The organism is Kribbella deserti (genome assembly GCF_042434725.1).
Classification (GTDB): Bacteria; Actinomycetota; Actinomycetes; order Propionibacteriales; family Kribbellaceae; genus Kribbella; species Kribbella deserti.
Genome location: NZ_JBHLTC010000018.1, coordinates 757,328 through 775,173 on the forward strand (window position 1 = coordinate 757,328; position 17,846 = coordinate 775,173).

19 protein-coding genes are annotated in these 17,846 nt (G+C 68.7%); 11 read left to right on the forward strand and 8 right to left on the reverse strand.

Going from position 1 to position 17,846, the window contains the following annotated elements; translation table 11 throughout:
* Position 1: 1 nt before the first annotated feature.
* The 3 genes from ACFFGN_RS16815 to ACFFGN_RS16825 form a co-directional block, all read right to left on the reverse strand.
* Positions 2-1,105 carry a GDSL-type esterase/lipase family protein gene (locus ACFFGN_RS16815; RefSeq protein ID WP_380048462.1) on the reverse strand — a complete coding sequence of 368 codons (1,104 nt, stop codon included), beginning with the start codon at positions 1,103-1,105 and terminating at the stop codon, positions 2-4.
* A 62-nt stretch (positions 1,106-1,167) separates the two neighbouring features.
* A complete protein-coding gene (locus ACFFGN_RS16820) occupies positions 1,168-1,623 on the reverse strand; it encodes a PGPGW domain-containing protein (protein WP_380048464.1) in 456 nt (151 codons plus the stop codon).
* A gap of 66 nt (positions 1,624-1,689) precedes the next feature.
* The gene (locus tag ACFFGN_RS16825; protein WP_380048466.1) at positions 1,690-3,822 is read right to left on the reverse strand and encodes a peptidoglycan DD-metalloendopeptidase family protein; all 2,133 of its coding nucleotides are present in this window, start codon (positions 3,820-3,822) and stop codon (positions 1,690-1,692) included.
* A gap of 195 nt (positions 3,823-4,017) precedes the next feature.
* Between ACFFGN_RS16825 and lpdA the strand changes: the two genes are divergently transcribed.
* On the forward strand, positions 4,018-5,415 hold the full coding sequence (gene lpdA / locus ACFFGN_RS16830) for a dihydrolipoyl dehydrogenase (RefSeq protein ID WP_380048468.1): 1,398 nt from the start codon (positions 4,018-4,020) through the stop codon (positions 5,413-5,415).
* 29 nt (positions 5,416-5,444) lie between these two features.
* Here the strand turns inward: lpdA and ACFFGN_RS16835 are convergent, their stop codons facing one another.
* Together ACFFGN_RS16835 and ACFFGN_RS16840 are read right to left on the reverse strand one after the other, a co-directional pair.
* Entirely contained in the window at positions 5,445-6,698 is a 1,254-nt protein-coding gene (locus tag ACFFGN_RS16835) for an MFS transporter (protein WP_380048470.1), read from the reverse strand.
* A gap of 7 nt (positions 6,699-6,705) precedes the next feature.
* Positions 6,706-7,488 carry an MBL fold metallo-hydrolase gene (locus ACFFGN_RS16840; protein ID WP_380048472.1) on the reverse strand — a complete coding sequence of 261 codons (783 nt, stop codon included), beginning with the start codon at positions 7,486-7,488 and terminating at the stop codon, positions 6,706-6,708.
* Positions 7,489-7,576: 88 nt separating this feature from the next.
* Between ACFFGN_RS16840 and ACFFGN_RS16845 the strand changes: the two genes are divergently transcribed.
* Positions 7,577-8,173 carry a CGNR zinc finger domain-containing protein gene (locus tag ACFFGN_RS16845; RefSeq protein ID WP_380048474.1) on the forward strand — a complete coding sequence of 199 codons (597 nt, stop codon included), beginning with the start codon at positions 7,577-7,579 and terminating at the stop codon, positions 8,171-8,173.
* A gap of 97 nt (positions 8,174-8,270) precedes the next feature.
* Entirely contained in the window at positions 8,271-9,020 is a 750-nt protein-coding gene (locus ACFFGN_RS16850; protein ID WP_380048476.1) for a MerR family transcriptional regulator, read from the forward strand.
* 58 nt (positions 9,021-9,078) lie between these two features.
* Here ACFFGN_RS16850 and ACFFGN_RS16855 read toward each other — a convergent pair whose 3' ends face one another.
* Positions 9,079-9,807 (reverse strand): metallophosphoesterase, encoded by a 729-nt coding sequence (locus tag ACFFGN_RS16855; RefSeq protein ID WP_380048478.1) that lies wholly within the window; start codon positions 9,805-9,807, stop codon positions 9,079-9,081.
* Between the two features lie 86 nt (positions 9,808-9,893).
* Here ACFFGN_RS16855 and ACFFGN_RS16860 point away from each other — a divergent pair, with 86 nt between their 5' ends.
* The 6 genes from ACFFGN_RS16860 (at position 9,894) to ACFFGN_RS16885 (ending at position 15,516) form a co-directional block, all read left to right on the forward strand.
* Complete coding sequence (locus ACFFGN_RS16860; RefSeq protein WP_380048480.1) at positions 9,894-10,943, forward strand: energy-coupling factor ABC transporter permease; 1,050 nt, start codon at positions 9,894-9,896, stop codon at positions 10,941-10,943.
* The gene (gene cbiQ, locus ACFFGN_RS16865; protein ID WP_380048482.1) at positions 10,943-11,704 is read left to right on the forward strand and encodes a cobalt ECF transporter T component CbiQ; all 762 of its coding nucleotides are present in this window, start codon (positions 10,943-10,945) and stop codon (positions 11,702-11,704) included. The genes ACFFGN_RS16860 and cbiQ overlap by 1 nt, the downstream gene beginning before the upstream one ends.
* Complete coding sequence (locus ACFFGN_RS16870) at positions 11,698-12,474, forward strand: energy-coupling factor ABC transporter ATP-binding protein (RefSeq protein ID WP_380048484.1); 777 nt, start codon at positions 11,698-11,700, stop codon at positions 12,472-12,474. Before cbiQ ends, ACFFGN_RS16870 begins: the two co-directional genes overlap by 7 nt.
* A gap of 261 nt (positions 12,475-12,735) precedes the next feature.
* On the forward strand, positions 12,736-13,539 hold the full coding sequence (locus ACFFGN_RS16875) for an SGNH/GDSL hydrolase family protein (RefSeq protein ID WP_380048486.1): 804 nt from the start codon (positions 12,736-12,738) through the stop codon (positions 13,537-13,539).
* Positions 13,540-13,616: 77 nt separating this feature from the next.
* Complete coding sequence (locus tag ACFFGN_RS16880) at positions 13,617-14,645, forward strand: winged helix DNA-binding domain-containing protein (RefSeq protein ID WP_380048488.1); 1,029 nt, start codon at positions 13,617-13,619, stop codon at positions 14,643-14,645.
* A 46-nt stretch (positions 14,646-14,691) separates the two neighbouring features.
* The gene (locus ACFFGN_RS16885) at positions 14,692-15,516 is read left to right on the forward strand and encodes an SRPBCC family protein (protein WP_380048490.1); all 825 of its coding nucleotides are present in this window, start codon (positions 14,692-14,694) and stop codon (positions 15,514-15,516) included.
* Between the two features lie 3 nt (positions 15,517-15,519).
* On the opposite strand, the gene ACFFGN_RS16890 is transcribed toward ACFFGN_RS16885, so the two are convergent.
* The gene (locus tag ACFFGN_RS16890; RefSeq protein WP_380048492.1) at positions 15,520-16,074 is read right to left on the reverse strand and encodes a MarR family winged helix-turn-helix transcriptional regulator; all 555 of its coding nucleotides are present in this window, start codon (positions 16,072-16,074) and stop codon (positions 15,520-15,522) included.
* A gap of 64 nt (positions 16,075-16,138) precedes the next feature.
* On the opposite strand from ACFFGN_RS16890, the gene ACFFGN_RS16895 reads away from it, so the two are divergent.
* A complete protein-coding gene (locus ACFFGN_RS16895; protein WP_380048494.1) occupies positions 16,139-16,858 on the forward strand; it encodes an SDR family NAD(P)-dependent oxidoreductase in 720 nt (239 codons plus the stop codon).
* Positions 16,859-17,116: 258 nt separating this feature from the next.
* Positions 17,117-17,404, forward strand: a complete 288-nt coding sequence (locus ACFFGN_RS16900) for a hypothetical protein (RefSeq protein ID WP_380048496.1) — start codon at positions 17,117-17,119, stop codon at positions 17,402-17,404.
* Between the two features lie 68 nt (positions 17,405-17,472).
* Here ACFFGN_RS16900 and ACFFGN_RS16905 read toward each other — a convergent pair whose 3' ends face one another.
* Positions 17,473-17,823: a YciI family protein gene (locus ACFFGN_RS16905; protein ID WP_380048498.1), complete on the reverse strand. Its 351-nt coding sequence runs from the start codon at positions 17,821-17,823 to the stop codon at positions 17,473-17,475.
* Between the last annotated feature and the right edge of the window lie 23 nt (positions 17,824-17,846).

Consider the following 17,846-nt stretch of genomic DNA (forward strand, 5'->3'; position numbering starts at 1 on the left):
GTTAGCGGAGGGTCAGGTCTATTGAGTCGAGTTCGGCATAGCAGGTGTGTTTGGCGAAGCGGAGCTTGTTCGGGCCGGCGGTGAGGGTGACGTCTTGGGCTTGCACGGTCCAGTTCTCCCAGCCGTACGGCGGGTAGGTGATCGTGCGGGACTGGCCGCCGTTGACGGTCAGGGTGTGCGCGCACGGGGTGGTGGTGCCGTTGCCGCCGCGGACGAAGATGCGGAAGGCGCCCGCGTACGGCGCGTTGACCGTGACCTCGGCCCATTCACCTGGTTCGTCGATCCAGCCGGCCTTGCCGTTGGCCGAGGCGTTCGGCGTACTGGCAGCATGCGGGGCCGTACCGCCGACGGCTGGGCTGAAGGTGGCGGTCTCGGCTTCAACCCGGGCGATCGGGGTTCCGGCGAGGGCGGCGTACCACCGGGAGGCCAGTTTGGTGTTGCCGCTGTGGGTGAGGTGGATCTTGTCCGCGCCCACGTCCGACGCCAGCAAGGCGCCGCGCAGGTCGACGAATTTCACCGTGCGGCCCTGATCGATCTTCTTCTGCACCACCCAGGCGATGGCGTTGTTGTACGTCGCCGCGCGGGCGTTCGCGGCCGGATCGCCGAGCGGACCGACAGTGGACACGTACACGGCCGCGTCGGGCTTCACCGCGAGCAACGTGTCGATCAACGTCTCGAGCCGGGTTGGCGCGTTGGCCAGGTCGCGGTTCTGCAGGACGTCGTTCGCGCCGGCATGCAGCAGTACGGCGTCCGGCTGGTATGTCTGCATCCGGGCGGTCGCAATCGCCGTGAGTTGGTCGATGACGTAACCGCCATGGCCTTCGTGATCACGATCGGGTAGTTGCGCCGGCCCGGTATCCGTGACCGCGCCGACGAAGTCCACGGGCCGTCCGGCCGAGGTGAGCATCCAGTACAGGTCCGAGCGGTAGCCGCCGGGAATGCTGCCCGCGGTGGTGGACGAACCCATCGGCATGACCTTCAGCGCAACGGCCGAGGCCGCGGGTTTCGATGGCGCGGGGCCCGCGGCGAGCAGCACAGAAGTCAGTACGGAGGCCAGTACGGAGGCGAGGCGCACACCGGTGGCAGGGCGTAGGTTCAGCGGCATGGCCCAACGCTAGTCAGGCCATCGCAGAGGTTGAAGCTGTTCGAAACTGGCCGAAGGGTGGCTCAGAGCAGGGGCAGGGTGTGGAGCCAGTTCTCCCAGGAGTCGGGCAACCAGCCGGGCACGCCGAGGACGGCCAGGTAAAGCCAGATCGCGACCACCACACAGCAGAACAGCGCGACCGTGCCGAGCGTCTTGAGCCAGGCGGGCTGCTTGCCGGTCCAGGTGGTGAATTCCTTGACCCAGTCCTTAACGCGGTACAGCCAGCGCTGCGCCCACTCGAACTCGCTCGCCAGCACCGCCAGGCCCGCGATGAACAGCGGAATGCCGCCGGGACCGGGCAACCAGCCGGTCAACGGCGCGGCGATGATCAGGATGCCGCCCACGATGCCGACCCCGATCCGGTAGATCAGGTGCTTCTTGGGATCGGACCGGATCTTCCGGCGCCACTCCCAGCGGTCGTCTTGGGCATCCAAAGTGATATTGCCGTCCGTGCGGTCCGGACTCGTCTGCTCGGCCACGAACAGAAGCTTATGTTGTCAGGTAAAACGATTTTGGGATCTCGGGGCCGGTTGAACCTTCCGGTCTCAAGCGCCCGTGAACTCCCAGTGCCACGGCTCGGGCTTGCTGCCGCCTTGGCGCGCCCAGCGCGGCAGCTTCCAGCCGAAGTTGCCCGCGTTGGCCAGCAGCCACTGGTGCTGCGCGGTACCGAACCGGTCGGCGCCGCCGCACAGGTCCACGGCGATGCCCCAGCCGTGGTTCGACGTACCCGGAAGGGCCGCCAGGGACGGCTTGCGCTGGTACAGCGAGACCTGAGCGTCGTACGACCGGTAGCTGTCGGTCATGCACAGCTTGCGACCGAAGTGCGCCTGGTAGGCGGCGGAGAGTGCCTTGAACCCCTGCGCGGCGTCGCAGCGTAGACGGTGGCCGTTGGCAACAACGCACAGCTCCGACAGCGGGATCAGGCCGTTGCCGAAGCTGGTGCCACCGTTGCTGAGACCGCCCGTGGCCAGGAACGGCATCGGGTTGACCGCGTCGCCGCCGGAGTGGACCTCGAAGTGCAGGTGCGGCCCGGTGGAGTTGCCCTCACTGCCGACCGCGCCGATGACCTGGCCCGGTGCGACGGTCGAGCCGGGGGAGACCGCCACCGAGCTCAGGTGCGCGTACAACGTTTCGAGGCCGTTGCCGTGGTCGATGCGGACCAGATTGCCGGCCCAGCTCGGGTGCTCCACGGAGACGACACCACCGGCCACGGCGTGCACGGGCGTGCCCAGTGCGGCGGGGAAGTCCTGGCCGGTGTGGAACCCGGTGACCCACAGGCCACCCGGCTGACCGAACGGCGTACCGATCTCGTAGGTGCCGTCGTTCAGCGGCCAGGTCCACTTACCCGAGCCCACGTCGTACGACGTCTGGGTGGCGCCGCAGCGGAACGCCTCCGCGGCGGCGGTGGCCGCGGGCGCCACCTGCGGGGTGACAGGCTTGCCGAGGGTGGGACGCAGGGCCGCGTAGAAGCTCTCCGGAATGGCTGTGACGACAACCGACTTCTTGGTCTCGTCGGCGGCGATCATCTCGCTGTTGTCGATGGCCACGCCGATGTGCCACAGGCCGGTACTGCCGTTGCCCATCACGATGACGTCGCCGGGCTGAACCGTGGTGACGGGCACCTTCTGGTAGCTGGCGTAGACCTTGTCGATCGGCGAGGGCAGCGCGGTGTACGACTTCCAGGCGGCGCGGGTGGCGCCGAGGCAGCCGAAACTGCCCGGGCCCGTACCGGCGACGGCGTACTTCTTGGCGACGGTGCCGAAGGCGGCGGTCACAGCGCGGATCGTCTCGGCGGGCAGCACCCGGATGGTCCGGCCGCCGTCGACGACCGAGGCGGCGCCACGGATCACCGCGCCGGTCGAGTCCTTGAGCGGCCGCAGGCCCTTCGGCAGCTTGGCCGGGTCCCGTAGCGCTGCCGCCTTGGGTGGAGTGACCCCGGCGGCCGCGAGCTCGGCGAGATAGGTCTGCCAGCGGGACTTCGCCTGGTCGTTGCGGGACTTCTGCAGCTGGGCAGACATTCTCTTGGCGCCGGCAAGGTCTGCCAGCTGGCCCTGCATCGTCACCGAGGCAGAAGCGGCCTTGCGGCGAACCTCCGCGTCCAGCGTCTTGGCGGTAGCGGCGGCCTGGTTGGCGGCGGTGCGCTTCGAGATGGCGTCGGCAGCCGCAACGTTCGCCGCGGCCTCGAGGGCTCGCACGGCGTGGTAGAGCTTGGCCTGGTCACTGCCGACCTTGGCGATCGCGGTCTGCCGGTCGGCGAACTGCGGCAGGTTCGAGGCGAAAGGCGTCTGCGACCACAACAGCGGCTGCGGCCCGAAGGCGGTCGGCAGTCCGAGCTGGTAGGCCTGCGCGGTCACGCGGCCCAGCAACGCACGCTGCTCGTCGGCCTTGGCCTTGGCGCGCGCGGCGGCCAGTTCGGACTTGTCGGCGGCGGCGTCGGCGCGCTGGGACTGGGTGAGGGCCCTGGTGTACGCGATCGTGGCCATGGCGAAGTCGGCCTGCAACGCGGCGGCCTCGGCCTGGAGCTGCTCGTAGGTCCGGTTCACGTCGGTGACCGAGGCGGGCGGCGGGGGCGGATCGGCATACGCCATCGGGATGCTGACGGCGGCGAGAACCACACCGAGGGCGGCGACGCGCAGTCGCCGGCTGGTGCGCAGGTGCTCACCGGTCTGGAACAGCATCAAGCCCCCATCATCGCCTCACGACACGGGCAACCGCCGTACTGCTCCGGCCCCGTAACCGAACCCAAGAGTAGGCGCAAGACCCCGGCAGGGCCAGCCCCGATGACCGTCCGTGACCCGGTTGGTGGCCTCGTTGGACGCTGCGCGACCGACCTCACGCCGGGAACCCTCGGCTGACCCACTATTCTTCGGACCATGGCCTCGCACTTTGACGTTGTTGTCCTCGGCGCCGGTCCCGGTGGGTATGTCGCGGCGATCCGCGCCGCCCAGCTCGGGCTCAAAACCGCCATCATCGAGAAGAAGTACTGGGGCGGTGTCTGCCTGAACGTGGGCTGTATCCCCTCCAAGGCGTTGTTGCGCAACGCCGAGCTGGCGCACATCTTCCGGACCGAGGCGAAGACCTTCGGCATCAGCGGAGAGGTCAGCTTCGACTTCCCGACCGCGGTGCAGCGCAGCCGGAAGGTGGCCGACGGCCGCGTCAAGGGTGTGCACTTCCTGATGAAGAAGAACGGCATCACCGAGTTCGACGGGTGGGGCAGCTTCACCGACGCCAACACGCTGGACGTCTCGCTGAACGACGGCTCGTCCGAGACCGTCACGTTCGACAACTGCATCATCGCCGCCGGCGCGACCACCAAGCTGCTGCCCGGTACGACGCTGAGCGAGCGGGTTGTCACCTACGAAGAGCAGATTCTCACCGAGGAGCTGCCCGGCAGCATCATCATCGCGGGCGCCGGCGCGATCGGCGTCGAGTTCGCCTACGTGCTGTCGAACTATGGCGTGAAGGTCACGATCGTCGAGTTCCTCGACCGGGTCGTGCCGCTGGAGGACGTCGAGGTCAGCAAGGAGCTCGCCAAGCAGTACCGCAAGCTTGGCGTGGACGTGCTCACCTCGACCCGGGTCGAGGCGATCGACGACTCCGGCGACAAGGTGAAGGTCACCGTGAGCGGCAAGGACGGCAACCAGCAGGTGCTGGAGGCCGACAAGGTGATGCAGGCGATCGGCTTCCAGCCGCGTGTCGACGGTTACGGCCTGGACAAGACCGGCGTGCAGCTGACCGAGCGCGGCGCGATCGCCGTGGACGGCTTCCTGCGCACGAATGTGCCGCACATCTTCGCCATCGGTGACGTCACCGCCAAGCTGATGCTGGCGCACGCGGCCGAGTCGATGGGCGTGATCGCGGCCGAGACCATCGCCGGGCACGAGACGATGGAACTCGACTACGTGATGATCCCGCGGGCCACCTTCTGCCAGCCGCAGATCGCCAGCTTCGGGTACACCGAGGAGCAGGCGCGCGAGAAGGGGTACGACGTCAAGGTCGCCAAGTTCCCCTTCACGGCCAACGGCAAGGCGCACGGCCTGGGCGATCCGACCGGTTTCGTGAAGCTGATCAGCGACGCCAAGTACGGCGAGCTGCTCGGCGGCCACCTGATCGGCCCAGAGGTCACCGAGCTGCTGCCCGAGCTGACCCTGGCCCAGCAGTGGGACATCACCACCAAGGAACTCGCGCGCAACGTGCACGCCCACCCGACGCTGAGCGAGGCGCTCAAGGAGGCCATCCACGGCCTCGAAGGCCACATGATCAACTTCTGATCCAGCTCTCCCGGAACGGCGGCGGCCTCTCAGGTCGCCGCCGTTCTCCGTCTCCGGCTGGCCACGATCGTGGCGGGAATGATGGCGAAGGCGAGGAACGCGCCGGCCAGGGCGAGCGTGGGATAGCCGGCCAGCGCGACGACGAAGCCCGAGGCCATCCCGCCCGTGGCTCCGGCGATCGCGATCGCCACGTCGACCAGGCCTTGGGTCTTGGCGCGCGTGGCCAGCGGTGCGGCGTCAGTGACCATCGCCGTACCGGTGACGAGGCCGAGGTTCCACCCGAGGCCGAGCAGCGCGAGCGCCACGGCCAGCGGGGCGACGGCGTGACCGGGCGCCGTGGCCGCGACGACACCTGCGGTCGGGAGGACCAGCCCGGCCGCGGCGGCGATGGCGAGCCGGTTGAACCGGTCGACCAGCCAGCCCGTCAGCGGCGACGGCAGATACATCGCCCCGAGGTGGATCGCGATGACAAACCCGGACGCGGCCGTGCCGTGGCCATGGTCGTGCATATGGACGGGCGTCATCGTCATGACCGCGACCATGACCAACTGCGTCAGCACCATCACCAGCGCGCCCAGCCACAGCCCCGACCGCTTCGCTGGCCCGGAGGCCGGCGCCCGCTCTGGAACGGCGTGCGCCTCTGCGGCGCGGGCAAGCAGCAGGGGATCGGGACGAAGCCAGATCGTGAGTACGACGGCCGCCAACGCGTAGGCGGCTCCGGCGAGCAGGAACGGCCCGGCCAAGTACGGAACGCCGAGAGCCAGCGCGAGTTCCCCGGTGGGTGCAGCAAGGTTGGGCCCGACAACGCCGCCCAACGTGGTCGCGACGAGCACAGTGGACAGGGCTCGGGCACGGCGCTCCGGAGCGGCTAGATCCGCTCCGGCGTACCGGGCGAGCAGGTTCGTCGCCATACCTGCGCCGTACACGAACAGTCCGGCGAACAAGAGGATCGCGTTGTCGGCGACGGCCGCAGCGATCACTCCCGCACTACCGACGGCGCCCGCGAGGTACCCCGTCGCGAGCCCGACTCGACGGCCGTGGGCCTGGGAGATCCGGCCGACGGCCACGGCGGCTAGGACTGATCCGGCCGTCCCCAGTGCGCTGGGCAGGCCCGCGAGGCTGGTTGACCGCAGCATGTCTTGCGCGAGCAGAGAACCGACCGTCACGCCAGCCGCTAGTCCTGCACCACTGAGGATCTGCGCGACCACTAGAACGATCAACGTACGGCGCTGCGCCCCAGCGGGCGGGTGGTCCCGCACCGGGGGACACGGTTGAATCGCCATGAGCTGACTAGTACGCCGCGGAGAGGTCGAGGCGGTCTTGCAGGCCAGCAGTGGTGAAGGCGGCCACTAGGTCATCCTGGCCTTCGGTGAAGTGGGCCCAGCTGTCGTGGTGGACGGGCACCACCCGCCGGGCACCGAGGATCTTGGCGGCCTCAGCCGCCTGGGCGCTATCCAGAACGATCGGCACGCTGTCGAACAGTACGGCGAACCGCGGAGCCCCTGCGAACAAGATGGCCGTGTCGACCGGGCCGAAGCGCTCGGCGATCTCCCGGACAGCTTCTAGTGACGCGTTGTCGCCGCTGACGTACACCGTGGGTAGACCGTCTCCGGTCAGTACGAAACCGACCACCTCACCAGTGAAGGGTTCCACCTCCTCACGCTTGCCGGGTCCGTGGACGGCCGGAACGCCCGTGATGGTCAGTACGCCGCCGTCAGTTCGTTCCAGCTCGATGGAGTCCCAGTTGGCCAGAGCCTGGGCGGTGCCCCCTAGGCGCTCCGCACCGCCTGGAGTGGTGAGAGTGAGCGGTACGTCGGCCAGCAACGCCCGACCCGTCGTGTCGAGGTTGTCGGGATGCTCGTCGTGGGAGAGCAGGACCACGTCGATCGGCCCGAGCTCGGCTGCACTGAGCGACGGACCTTCGGTCTTGGTCAGGATCCGCGCGCCGTCGCGCTCGTAGTAGCCGGGCGGATCGAAGGTCGGATCGGTGATAAACCGCAGTCCGCCGTACTCGAAGACGGCGGTCGGGCCACCGGTCACGCGGACGGGGAACTGTGCGGAACTGGGGGTCACAACAAATCTCCTCACGGATGACAACTCAGCTATCCGTGAGAACGGTACGTGTTTCTCATGGATGAAAGCAAGCCGTACCATGAGAGGCGTGAACGAGACTTCGCTGGCCGACACCGTGCTGCCGCCCGCGCCCGGCGCCGAGCAGTACGTCGCCCTCGATTTCGTGAACAGCGCCGTCGCGCTGCCGGGCGGCCAGTTCGTCGACCTGCTCGGCACGCCCGCGACGGCGAACCAGTGGCTGACCGCGCACGGTCTGGCCCCGGCGGATGCCGGCGTTCAAGAGATGTGCGCGACGCAACTGCGTTCGATGCGAGAGCACGTCCGGGGCTTGTTCGCCGCCCGCGTCGCCGGGCTGCCCGCACTGCCGACGGCCCTGTCGGCCGTCAACGACGCGCTGACCCGGGTTCCAACGGCGGCTCTGCTGCAGTGGGACGAGAAGGACGGCCCGTACCGGGCGACGGTGTGCCCGGTCAACGAGATCCTCGATCACGCTCTCGCGGCCGTCGCCGCCAACGCGGCGGACCTCCTCACCAGCCCGGACGCCGAGTCGCTCATCACCTGCGACTCGCCTCCGTGCAATCGCTACCTGTTGCGCCGCGGCCGCCGCCACTGGTGCTCGACCCGCTGCGGCGATCGCGTTCGCGCCGCCCGCGCCTACGCCCGCCGTACGCAAGCCACGGCCTAACCCCGGCCCATCTATTCAAGTTGAAGTTGACGCACCGGCAGGTTCTAGCGTTGAGGTCATGACCGGATAGGCCGGTCTGGTGGTGGAAGGGGCGGCTGTGGCTTGGTCAATCGCCGAGGTGGCCCGCGAGTCTGGAGTCACTTCGCGGACCCTGCGGCATTACGACGCGATCGGGCTGCTTAGCCCGGCTTGGACCAGTTCAAGTGGCCGCAGGTACTACGGCCAGGACGAGCTCTACCGGCTGCAGCGGATCCTGCTGCTGCGGGAACTCGGGCTGGGCCTTGAGGCGATCGCGGACGTGCTCGAACGACAGAACGCGTCGAGCACGATCGCCGTACTGGTGAAGCACCGGAACTGGCTCGTGGAGGAACAGGGCCGGCTCGGGCGGCTCGTCCAGACCGTCGACTCCACCATCGACAGTTTGCGGAATGGAGGCGAGATGGAACCGAAGAAGGTGTTCGCCGGGTTCGAGAAGAACCCGTATGAGGCGGAGGCGCGGCAGCGCTGGGGCGATGACGTGATCGACGCGAGTCACCGGCGCATGCAGGGCTGGTCCGATGATGACGCCGAGAAGGCCAGGACCGGGTACGGCAAGGTGCACGCGGGCCTCGCGCCGCTGCTGGCGGAGGGGGTTGAGGTGACTGATCCGCGCGTGCAGGAGCTGGTCCAGCTGCACTACGACGTAACGTGCTTGTTCTGGACGCCGACCAAGGAGGCGTACGAGGGGCTCGGGCAGATGTACGTCGACGACGAGCGCTTCCGCGCCAGCATCGGCGGGGGAGACGACAGCCTCGTGGAGTACCTCCGCGACGCCATGCACGTCTACGCCGCCGCCAACCTCAAGTAGGCCGTCAACCGTAGGAGCCGCATAGGTGGCTTCGGGGTGCTGCAGAACCCCGAAGTGCCTAAGCGAGGTAGCGGTAGACCGTACGCAGCCCGTCCACCTCGTCGTACATGTGGACCGCCAACCCGGGCGGAGCCTCCAGGTCGAGCAGTCCGCCCTTCTCCCAAGGCAAGCGCGTAGCCGAACGAATACCCGGCCCGACCAGCATCGGTACGCCCGCAAACTGGCCAACGAAGGCGGCGTGCACATGCCCGGCAAAAACCGCGGTGACCTTGTTAGAGGCCAGTACGGCGCCAAACGCGTCCGCGTCGCGCAGGCCCCACTGGTCGAGCGTGGCGTGTCCCATCAGTACGGGTGGGTGGTGCAAGGCCACGAACAACGGGCCGTCCCAAGACTCCCGAAGCACTCCATCCAGCCAAGCGAGGCTCTCCGGGCTGAACCAGCCGTAGTCCTCTCCAGGCACGCTGGAGTCCAGCAGTACGAACCGCGCGCCGGCAACGTCGCGAACCTGGTGAACCGGATGCCCACCCTCTACCCCGAGGCCCGCCCGGAACGGCGTACTCACGTCATGGTTGCCCGGCAACACCAGAACCGGCTGAGGCAGTTCGAGCGCCTCGGCCGCCTCGGCGTACTCAGCGGGCAGTCCGTGGTCGGCGATGTCGCCAGTGACGAGTACGACGTCCACGGGCCGCTCCAGCCGCTGGAGGTACGCCGTAACGCGGTGCAGGCGTTCCGTGGCGTCCGCGCTGCCGTCGAGGTGGGGATCACTGAGATGGGCGATAACTAGCACCCGCCGGACATTACCCAGTGGACCCGGTCACAGTCGCCAGAGCCGGCTTGTTGCGAACCGGTCGCAGAAGACGCGATCATGTGCGCATGCATGTTCCCGACGGCTTTCTCGACGCGCCCACGTCCATCGCCACCGGCCTGATCGCGGCCGGGGCCGTCGGGGTGAGCCTGCGCCGGGCGAGTGCCGAGATCCGCGAAACCGGTCCGGCGCTGGCCGGTTTGACCGCCGCCTTCGTATTCGCGGTGCAGATGGTGAACTTCCCCGTCGGCGCCGGTACCAGCGGTCACCTGCTCGGCGGTGCGTTGGCCGCCGCGCTGGTGGGCCCGTGGACGGGCGTGCTGGTGATGTCGGTGGTCCTGCTCGTGCAGGGCCTGTTCTTCGCCGACGGTGGCCTGACCGCGCTCGGCACCAACATCACCTTGATGGGCGTGGTGAGCGTCCTGGTCGGTTATGTCGTCACCCGATCCCTGCTGGCGGTGCTACCCAAGCGCGTCGGCAGCGTCGTACCGGCCGCGGCCGTCGGTGCCTTGCTCGCCGTGCCCGCGTCGGCGCTGGCCTTCACCGGGTTGTACGCCGCCGGAGGTGCCGTCGCGATCCCGATGGGCAAGCTGGCCGGCGCGATGGTCGGCTGGCACCTGCTGATCGGCCTGGGGGAGGCGGCCATCACCGCGGCCGTGCTCAGCGCGGTGGTCGCGACGCGGCCGGACCTCGTCTACGTGGCGCGGCACCTGCAGCCGGAGCTTGTCCTGATCGATGCCGACGGCAACAGCTCGACCGTGACCGCAGACAAGCCGATCGCGGTGAACGCCGGTCCCCGGCCGCTGGGTATCGCCCTGGCCGTCACATTGCTTGTCGCGGGAGGCGTCAGCCTGTTCGCGAGCGCGCATCCGGACGGGCTGGAGTTCGTCGGTGAGTCCCTCGGCTTCGGTTCCAGCGCGCAGGACTCTGCCGTCGCGGGCAGCCCGCTGGCCGACTACGGCGTGAGTGGCATCGGCAACGAGCGGGTCTCCGGCGCGCTGGCCGGCATCATCGGCGTGCTGCTCACGATCGGCGTCGGCCTGGCCGTGGCGAAGCTGTCCTCGCTCCGTACCGCGGTTCGAAGCGACCGGGCCGCCAAGAGCGAGGTCAACGTCTGATGTCCGCCGGGGACGGGCTGCTCGTCCTCGCCGACAGCCCGATCCACCGGCTGCCCGCGCAGGTCAAGATCGTCGCTCTACTGATCTTCGTGCTGGCCGTCGTATCGTCTCCGGCCGAGCGGTTCTGGGCCTTCGCGGTGTTCGCCGCGCTGGTGGTCGGCTGCATCCGGCTCGCGCGGTTGCCCGGCACAACCGTTTTGCGCCGCCTCGCGGTCGAGACGCCGTTCATCGTCTTCGCCCTGCTCTTGCCGTTCGTGGCCACGGGTCCGAAGGTCGACCTGCTCGGCCTGCGTCTGTCCGAGGCCGGCGTGCTCGGCGCGTGGAACCTGCTCGCCAAAGGTACGCTCGGCGTACTCGCCGCCATCGTGCTCTCCGGCAGTACGTCGCCACGCGAGCTGCTCAGCGGACTCGAACGCCTCCGCCTGCCGTCAACGCTCGTCGCCATCCTTTCGTTCATGGTGCGCTACCTGAGCGTGGTGTCGGGGGACCTGCAGCGGATGCGGATCGCTCGTGAGTCCCGCGCGTACGCCGGTGGGCGCGCGGGCCATCTGAAGGCGGTGGCGGCCGGCGCGGGTGCGTTGTTCGTCCGGTCGTACGAACGCGGTGAGCGGGTCCATCTCGCGATGCTCGCGCGCGGCTACAACGGCACGATGCCGCCGCTGTCCGATGGCGGCGCCACCCGGGTCCAGTGGGCGACGGGCCTCGCGCTGCCCGCGGTCGCCGTACTCGTCGCGGTGGCTGCGAGAATGCTGCCGTGGTGAACGGACCCTCGATCCTGGTTGAACGGCTGGTTTTCGCCTATCCCGACGGTCGCCAGGCCCTCTTCGGGGTGGACTTCCGGATCGAAAAGGGGGAGCGGGTCGCGCTGCTCGGCCCGAACGGTGCCGGCAAGACGACCCTGGTGCTGCATCTGAACGGCATCCTCGGCTCGGTCGCGGGTGGCACCGGCAGCGGGCGGATCAAGGTGGGTGGATCGGACCTGCATCGCGAGCACCTGACGGAGATCCGGCGCAAGGTCGGCCTGGTGTTCCAGGATCCCGACGACCAGCTCTTCATGCCGACCGTGCGCGATGACGTCGCGTTCGGCCCGGCCAACCTCGGCCTGCGCGGGGCCGAGCTGGAACAACGGGTGCAGGAGGCGCTGGTCGCCGTCGGCATGCAGGACCACGCCTCGATCGCCCCGCACCACCTCTCGTTCGGCCAGCGCCGCCGGGTGGCGGTCGCCACCGTGCTGGCGATGCGCCCGGAGGTGCTCGTACTGGACGAGCCGTCGAGCAATCTCGATCCGGCCAGCCGTCGCGAACTCGCCGACATCCTGGCCGGGCTGGACGTCACGTTGCTGATGATCACGCACGACCTGCCGTACGCCCTGCAGCTGTGCGACCGGAGCCTGCTGATGAACGGCGGCCGGATCGTCGCCGACGGCCCGACCCGGGAGCTGCTCGGCAATGCCGGGCTGATGGCCGCGAACCGGCTCGAACTGCCCTATGGCTTCGATCCGCTGTCCGTACCGGGCCCCGAACACCGCTGATCCACCGGCGGCGGGCAACAACCGAGGGCCAGTACCAACCAATCATCGGAATCAGCGGTGAATTTTTAACCGAGCCCTTGTGCAGTTACTCACCGGTCCGTCATGGTAACTGTCAGTTGGTCTCGTGAGGCGGCCCGTCGTTCCCCCGCAGCCTGTCGATCACCCCTCGATCGATCGTCGGCGACAGTCTCGTTCTCGCTCCCGGGATCGGCCACGTGCACGCACCTTTGGTCCCCAACTCTGAGTGCAAGGCGGTCGAGCATGAGACTCCTCCACGGCCGGCCACGAGCCGCCCTTCTCCTGAGTGCCGCGGTCATCACCACGGCCTTCCTCACCCCGTCCACCGCCCACGCGGCGGCCCCCGACTACGTCGCGCTCGGTGACTCGTACGCCTCCGGCGTCGGCACGCGCACCTACACCACCGAGAGCGGCAGCTGCCAGCGCTCGCTCAAGGCGTATCCCGCGCTGATCAAGACCCGGATCGCCGCCACCCTCAGCTTTGTCGCCTGCTCCGGCGCACGGGTCTCCGACGTGACGAACAATCAGCTCGGTGCGCTGAACAGCGGCATCGAGTTCGTCACGTTGCAGGTCGGCGGCAACGACGCGGGCTTCTCGTCGGTGATCACCGAGTGCGCCAAGCCGTCCTGGCTCGGCAACTGCGATTCGGCGATCAGCAACGCGCAGAACGTCATCAACAACACGTTGCCGGCCCGCCTCGACGGCCTCTACGCGACGGTGCGCAGCCGCGCGAGCGCCGCGAAGGTGGTCATCGTCGGCTATCCGCGCCTGTTCAACGGTACCGACTGCAACGCCGGTACCTGGTTCAGCGCGAGCGAGATGACGAAGCTGAACCAGACCGCCGATCTGCTCAACGCCAAGATCAGCGCCCGGGCCACCGCGGCGGGTTTCACCTTCGTGAATCCGACCTCGGCGTTTGTCGGTCACGCCGTCTGCGGCAGCCCCGAATGGATCAATGGCCTGTCGAATCCGATCAGCGAGTCGTACCACCCGAACACCACCGGCCAGACCGCCTACGCGAACCTGGTCGACGATCACCTGACATAACGGAACGGCCATGAGCCCTGTGCGGCACGCTCGATTGATGATGTGATGCGAGTGTGTCGCACGGGACGGTCCGCTGGTTGCTTCAGGCCCGTGCTTCCGCGAACGGTCTGGATCGTCCGGCGGACGAGGCCGGCTCCGGAGGGGTAGCCGACGTCGTACGCCGGACGGGTGGGGTTCAGGCCCAGACCTGGCGCGGCGCCGCTCATGCGGTTCGCGCGCGCAGTACGGCGACCACCCGGGCGGACGTGGACCAGGCCCGCGAGGCCGATCGCAGCGTCGTACGCGGCTGGTTCCAGCGCGGCACCCTGCAGCTGGTCACCACCGAAGACGCCGGCTGGCTGCTCGAACTCCTCGCGCCCGGGCTGATCCGGGCCACCGAGCGCAGGTACGGCGAACTCGGGCTTTCCGAATCGATCCGGGCCCGCGCGGTCGACGTACTCGAGGGGCATCTCGCGGAGCACGGACCGGCTGGCCGGGCCGAAATCGGCGCGTTGTTCGTCGACGCCGGGTTGATCCCCGAGCCGCGAGGCCAGGCGGTGTACGCGTTGATCCGCCACGCGGGATTGCTCGGGCGGGTTTGCTACGGGCCCGGGTATGACGCGACGGAGACCTGGGTGGACGTCGCGACCTGGCTCGGCAAGCCCTTCGTCGCGACTGCCGAACCATCCGTGGAGACTCTGGCGCGGCGCTACCTCGCGGCGTACGGCCCGGCGACGGCGGCGGACTTCGCCACCTGGGCGGGGCTCCCGGTGCCGGCCTGCCGCTTGGCGATCGAGGCTGTGGCAGCCACGACGGTGACCGTGGATGGCGAGGCCTACGCCATGTACGGCGAACCCGGGCAATGCGCCGACGTGCGGCTGCTGGGGGAGTTCGACGCGTATCTGCTCGGGTATCGCGATCGGCGGTCGATGGTGCCCGAGGCCTTCGCGAAGCAGATCCACCCGGGCGGCGGCATGCTCAAGCCCGCCATCGTGCAAGGCGGCCGGGTGATCGGTTCGTGGAAACACCACGGGCCTACCGCGGCGACGGCGTTGGACCTTTGGCCCGGGGAGTCGGCGGACCTGACCACGGAAGTCGCCGATCAAGCGCGGTTCGCCGGGCCGTAGGTGTATGGCCTTGCGTGTATATAACCGACTCGGTATATTCGAGGTCATGAACGAGACTTTGCGCAGTGTTGATGGCCGGACCGAGTTGCGGATCGAGCGGCGATTGGGGCATGCGCCCGCGAAAGTGTGGCGCGCGCTGACCGAGCCGTCGGAATTGGCCGCCTGGTTCCCCGCGGTGGTTGAGCTGGACCTGCGGCTCGACGGGCGGATCGCCTTCAGTTTCGAGCAGGGGGAGGACGGCTTCGTCGAGGATCCGGACAACGCCGGCGTGATCCGGGCCTACGATCCGCCTCGGCTGCTCGAATACAACTGGGGCGTTGAGGTGCTGCGCTGGGAACTCGAACCGGACGGCGACGGCTGTGTGATGACGTTGACGGCCACGTTCGACGACCGTCCGGCCGCCGCGAGTTACACCGCGGGCTGGCTGGGCTGCTTCTCGGCGCTGGACCTCATGCTCGGTGGTTCGGGCGAAGAGCCGGTCGACTACGCGCCTCGGCACGAGCACTACGTAGCCAAGTTCGGCCTCGACGCGGGCACGATCACCCGCACGGCGGAAGAGTGGACCATCCGGTTCGAGCGCCAGTTCGCCAAGCCGAAGGAACGCATCTGGGCGCACCTCAGCGGCGGTCGAACGCCAGCACCAGGCCAACCCGCCCCGCAGGGATTCGTTGCCAAGGGCATCGAGCCGGGCCCGGTCGCCGAGGTGTCCGAGCCCACCTCCCTGGTGTGCGGCCCGATCACGTGGAAGCTCCGCGACGGCAACGGCGGCGCCCGGGTGATCCTCACCCACACCGGCCCGCTCGCCGAGGACCCGGCCGAGCCGTACGACGCCTGGCATGACCTGCTCGAGGCCATCGCGGACCAGGCCTGAGTCTCAATCACGCTCCTCGGCCAGGGTGCGTCGCACTGAGGCCAGCAGGGTCTGCAACTCCTCGGCCAGGGCGCCGCGCTGTTCGTCGTCCAGGCCGACCAGGAGCGACGACTCGCGGGTGAGGACCTGGTCGACGGTCCGCTCGATCAGGTCATGGCCGGTCGGCGTCAGCGTGACGACCACGGCTCGGCTGCCGTCGGTCTCGGTGCGCCGCTCGACCAGTCCCGACCGCTCGGCCCGGGCCACGCGCTGCGAGATCGCCCCGGCGGTGACGAGCGAACGCCGGCTCAGCTCGCGCGTACTCAACTCGTACGGCGCACCGCTGCGCCGCAGCACGCTGAGCAGATCCAGCGTCGCCGGGTCCACGCCGAGCTCCGCGAGCAACCGGCGCCGGTCGTCGGCGAAGAGCTTGGCCAGGCGCCAGAGGGGAGTGACGATGCCGATCGAGTCGACCGGCGTGCCGGGCCGCTCGCGCAACCAGGCCGCCGCGATCTCGGCCACCGGGTAGTCGCCCGGATCGTCCAGGGGGTAGCCGTCGCCAGGCTGCGCAGCGCTCATGCGCCCATGCTAACGTTTAGGTCTGAACGTTTAGGGCTAAACGCGATCATGGAGGCAAGAAGTCATGCGCAACATCGTGGTGACCGGGGGATCGGCCGGTATCGGCAAGGCCATCGCGAAGCGGTTCCGCGTCGACGGCGACGACGTGGTGATCACCGGCCGCCGCGCCGAACCGCTGAACCGGGTGGCGACCGAGCTCGGCGCCCGTCCCGTCGTCTGCGACGCCACCGATCCGGCGCAGGTCGAGGCCCTGGCCGCGCAACTGCCCGAGCACATCGACGTACTGGTGAACAACGCGGGCGGCAACACCGACATCGGCCGCGAGTACGACGACCTGGCGAGCCTCGCCGCGGCCTGGCGGGACAACCTCGCGGCGAATGTGCTCAGCGCCGTGCTCACCACCTCGGCCTTGTCCGGGCGGATGGGCGCCGGCGGTAGCGTCGTACTGCTCGGTTCGATCGCGGCCGATCGTGGTTCCGGCGGTGGCTCGTACGGCGCGGCGAAGGCGGCCTTGTCCACCTGGAACCTCGACCTGGCGGCGGAACTCGGCAAGCGCGGTATCACCTCGAACGTGGTGTCGCCCGGCTTCGTCGACGACACCGAGTTCTTCCGGGGGCGCATGGACGACGAGCGCCGCGCGAACCTGGTCGGGCAGACCCGCAACGGGCGGGCCGGACAGCCCGCCGACGTCGCGGCCGCGGTGCATTTCCTCGCCTCCGAAGGCGCTCGCCACATCACCGGCCAGGTGCTGAACGTGAACGGCGGGGCTTGGCCGACGCGCTGAGGTAAGTCGGGGATAACTTGTGCCGGGACGGGTCGTTAAAAGTGGTACGGACCCGGTGGTTCCGGCGCTTGTGAGGTTGTCCGGGCGGCGGATCACGCGGGGAACGGGCGACCACTGGCTCAAGTGGTCCGGACCTGGTCGTTCTAAACCTCTGCGCCCAAATTGGCAGGAGCCTGCAAACTCCCGGTATTGCCTTGAAGCGCCTGTCCTCCTACGTCACGCTTCAGCCTTCGAATGGGGTCAAGGCGAGGAGGGGTAGTGTCAAAACTTGAGGTACTGGTCGACAGCAGCCGGCGCGAGATGGCTGGTGCGGCCAAGGGGTTGGGGCGAGCGATGGTGCAGCAGGGGCGGGTGATCAGCGTGGAGGCGACAGGTGGCGCCAGCCCGCTGCTCCGGGTCCGGCTGACCAATCGGATGTCGGTAGGGGTCCGGCTGCCGGCCGGCGAACCGGTGCCGGCGATTGGCTCCACCCTGGCAGTCCGAGGAGCGAGTGGGGCCGGTGATCACGGCATCTGCCGTGCGTCACTGGTGCTCACGACGACCTGATCAACGTGGGTCATGCGCCCCCGTGTCCAGTGTGAGGCTGGACCCGGGGGCGCGACCATGTCCGGGTTCTACTCGTGCGGGTTGATGACGGCGCGGACCTCGATCGGGGAGTACTGGGCCTCGACCAGGCGGCCGGCCAGTTCGGTGGCGCGCTCGACCGAGTCGCACTCGACCAGGTAGTACCCGGCGAGCACTTCCTTCGCCTCGCTGAACGGCCCGTCGGTCACCGCGGGTACGTCGTTCTGAACCCGGACGACTTTCGCGTCGACGGTGGTCAGGCCGGCTGAGCCGAGATACTCGCCGGTCTTGCTGAGCTCGTCGAACAGACTCTGATGCACGTCCATGACCTCGTCCTGGCCGATCTCGCTCAGCGCTTGCCAGGTCTGTTCGTTGCCGTAGATGAGCAGCATGTACTTCATCGCCCGACCCTAGCCAGTCGATG

Coding starts and splice junctions, on each gene's coding strand:
- ACFFGN_RS16875 (WP_380048486.1), top strand. CDS start 12,736: ATGAGACTCCTCCACGGCCGGCCACGAGCCGCCCTTCTCCTGAGTGCC.
- lpdA (WP_380048468.1), top strand. CDS start 4,018: ATGGCCTCGCACTTTGACGTTGTTGTCCTCGGCGCCGGTCCCGGTGGG.
- ACFFGN_RS16885 (WP_380048490.1), top strand. CDS start 14,692: ATGAACGAGACTTTGCGCAGTGTTGATGGCCGGACCGAGTTGCGGATC.
- ACFFGN_RS16815 (WP_380048462.1), bottom strand. CDS start 1,105: ATGCCGCTGAACCTACGCCCTGCCACCGGTGTGCGCCTCGCCTCCGTA.
- ACFFGN_RS16825 (WP_380048466.1), bottom strand. CDS start 3,822: ATGCTGTTCCAGACCGGTGAGCACCTGCGCACCAGCCGGCGACTGCGC.
- ACFFGN_RS16860 (WP_380048480.1), top strand. CDS start 9,894: ATGCATGTTCCCGACGGCTTTCTCGACGCGCCCACGTCCATCGCCACC.
- ACFFGN_RS16895 (WP_380048494.1), top strand. CDS start 16,139: ATGCGCAACATCGTGGTGACCGGGGGATCGGCCGGTATCGGCAAGGCC.
- ACFFGN_RS16835 (WP_380048470.1), bottom strand. CDS start 6,698: ATGGCGATTCAACCGTGTCCCCCGGTGCGGGACCACCCGCCCGCTGGG.
- cbiQ (WP_380048482.1), top strand. CDS start 10,943: ATGTCCGCCGGGGACGGGCTGCTCGTCCTCGCCGACAGCCCGATCCAC.
- ACFFGN_RS16890 (WP_380048492.1), bottom strand. CDS start 16,074: ATGAGCGCTGCGCAGCCTGGCGACGGCTACCCCCTGGACGATCCGGGC.
- ACFFGN_RS16905 (WP_380048498.1), bottom strand. CDS start 17,823: ATGAAGTACATGCTGCTCATCTACGGCAACGAACAGACCTGGCAAGCG.